2 protein-coding genes and 2 pseudogenes are annotated in these 2,169 nt (G+C 63.7%); 2 read left to right on the forward strand and 2 right to left on the reverse strand.

Annotated elements, in window-relative coordinates:
• The coding region (locus EV665_RS32580; protein WP_162853242.1) for a hypothetical protein at positions 1-249 on the forward strand (249 nt) is incomplete at its 5' end.
• 36 nt (positions 250-285) lie between these two features.
• Here the strand turns inward: EV665_RS32580 and EV665_RS32040 are convergent.
• Entirely contained in the window at positions 286-1,365 is a 1,080-nt protein-coding gene (locus EV665_RS32040) for a tyrosine-type recombinase/integrase (protein WP_133037271.1), read from the reverse strand.
• A gap of 127 nt (positions 1,366-1,492) precedes the next feature.
• Between EV665_RS32040 and EV665_RS32045 the strand changes: the two are divergent.
• A pseudogene (locus EV665_RS32045) lies at positions 1,493-1,997 on the forward strand (DUF1403 family protein).
• Here the strand turns inward: EV665_RS32045 and EV665_RS32050 are convergent.
• Positions 1,945-2,073 (reverse strand): annotated as a pseudogene (locus EV665_RS32050) (IS3 family transposase); the annotation flags it as partial. The pseudogenes EV665_RS32045 and EV665_RS32050 sit on opposite strands and share 53 nt — an antisense overlap.
• Between the last annotated feature and the right edge of the window lie 96 nt (positions 2,074-2,169).

Consider the following 2,169-nt stretch of genomic DNA (forward strand, 5'->3'; position numbering starts at 1 on the left):
TCAGGCCGCTACGGCGCGAAACATCCATCCTCGCAGCGTGATCACCATACGTTCTCAAAAGTCGGACAGATTCAACACTTTCGTGTCGTGACGCCTCACTGCATCGGCTGGCTGATGAACCAGATTGGGGCCGGCAACAACATCCCGCTGCGTCTTCAGGTCAGGTCCTGTGAGAACATCAATGCCGTTGTTGTCGACGGTCCGCAGCATGAGCGGTTTGAAGATACGCTGCCGAAAGAGACCGTCTGACAGCAGGGGAGGGCCCGTTCAGCGGAGGACGGCCGATCAAAGCCCCGACGCCTTGGTGAGGTTGGTGCGGAACCTGTCGCGCCGGCGCTGGTATTTGCGCGTCATCTCCGCCGAGGCATGGCCCAACTGCTTCTGCACGTAACGCTCCTCGATCTCGGCCGACGAGGCGAGACCGGCGCGCAGCGAGTGGCCGGCGAACAGGACCACGCGCTCGCCATCGGGAAGATCGGCGCGGATGCCGGCGGCTAAGGCCGTCTGCTTAACCAGGCGGGCGACATGCTTGCCCGAGAGCCGCTCGACGTCAACGGTCTTGTTGTCCTTGAGGATGCGCCGGAAGAGGGGGCCGCGCGCAATCTTGCCGAAGCGGATCCAGCGTTCAAGCGCTGCAACGGGGCAGGTGTTGTCGGCGGCGCCGCGAGCAACCTCGACCTCACGCCAGCCCGTCTTGCCGCGCAACGTGACGAGGACGCCCTGGTCCGGAAAGATCTCGATCCAGCCATGGCCGTCGCTCTGATCGTCGCGGACGATATCAAGACCGACGATCTCCGAGCGCCGAAGGCCGCCGGCGAAGCCGAGGAGGAGGATGGCGCGGTCGCGCAGCCCGCGCAGATCGTGGCCGAGCGTGTCAACCATTGCCTTGATGTCATCGCCGAGCACGGCCTCCTTCTGCCGCGGCGGCTTTCCATGCTTTCGGCGAATGCCGGCGAGCACAGTCGCGACATGCCGGTCGGCGCGATCCATCGGCATGCCTCGCTGGGTAAAGTTCCAGGCGAGACCGGAAAGGCGGCGTTCGATCGTCGCGACCGAGAGGGGAGGGGCACCGTGTTCCGGGCCGCCGGCGGCACACGCGCCGATGTAGAGGCCGATGACCTGGCTCGACGGCGGCGTCGGGTCGAAGCCTTCGCGGCGGCACCAGGCGGTGAAATGCCGCCAGTCCTTGGCGTAGGCGTCGCGGGTGTTTTCCGAGCTGGCGGCGTTGGCATAGGCCGTCGCGGTCGCAACGAGCGCTTCCAGCCGCGCCGCCGGCGGGGACGCGGCTGCCGATCCAACGAGGTCGCGCGGGCCGGGGGAGGGGATTTCGTCGATTTCGGGCGGTTTTGCCGGAGGATTTTCCATGGTTGGGGAGGCTATCATTCTACGTCCAATAATGGAAGGTTATTGGACATAAAAAATGAAAGACAAGCCGTGCGGTTTGTGTCACAATCTATAGCATAAACCGCGCGCCCATTATAGGATGGCGGCCATGGATTCGCCCGTCACCCCTCTTGTCGCCTCGCCGGTACTCCCGGCCGCCTTGCCCGGCAGGACCCTGCCGCGGGGCCGCGAGCCGGACGCGCTTGCGGCTGCTTTTGCAGCCGGCATCGCGTTGAAATCGCTCGATGATCTTGTCCGCTCCGCACCGGTCTGGGCCGGCTGCTGGCGCGCGCCAGGCCCTGAAATGCGCCGCCGCCGCGGTCCGGCTGATGGGTCGCAGCGAGGATGAGCCCGCATTGCGCGACGCCGCTCTGCTGACGGCCGTGGGCGACGATCCTGGCCCGGCTGGAAAAGTGTTTTTGGCCACCAAAAGGCTTTCCACCCGAAAACCCGCTTTCTCCTCAAAAGCGGTGACAGAACTCGCAGGGGCTTGTCGCAAACATTTTCGGAGCGCGCAATTATCCACTGTGAATAGCCCCGAGTTTTGTAGACACCCTCGGGTTAGGTTCTCTGCTGCTTCTCGAACTCGACGGGCGACAGCATCCCGTTTCTGACGTGCTTGCGTTTCGGGTTGTAGAACATTTCGATGTAGTCGAACACGTCCTGGCGAGCTTCAGCGCGTGAACGGTAGGGTGGCGTCGCCTTAACCTAACGTAGGACGCAATCATTTCTTTGTCCTGAATTTCAGGCTTGGATCGGCAACGCGATCTCACGCCAGGTGGCGCT

The organism is Shinella granuli (assembly GCF_004341885.1).
In the GTDB taxonomy this organism is placed as follows: Bacteria; Pseudomonadota; Alphaproteobacteria; order Rhizobiales; family Rhizobiaceae; genus Shinella; species Shinella granuli.

Coding starts and splice junctions, on each gene's coding strand:
- EV665_RS32040 (WP_133037271.1), bottom strand. CDS start 1,365: ATGGAAAATCCTCCGGCAAAACCGCCCGAAATCGACGAAATCCCCTCC.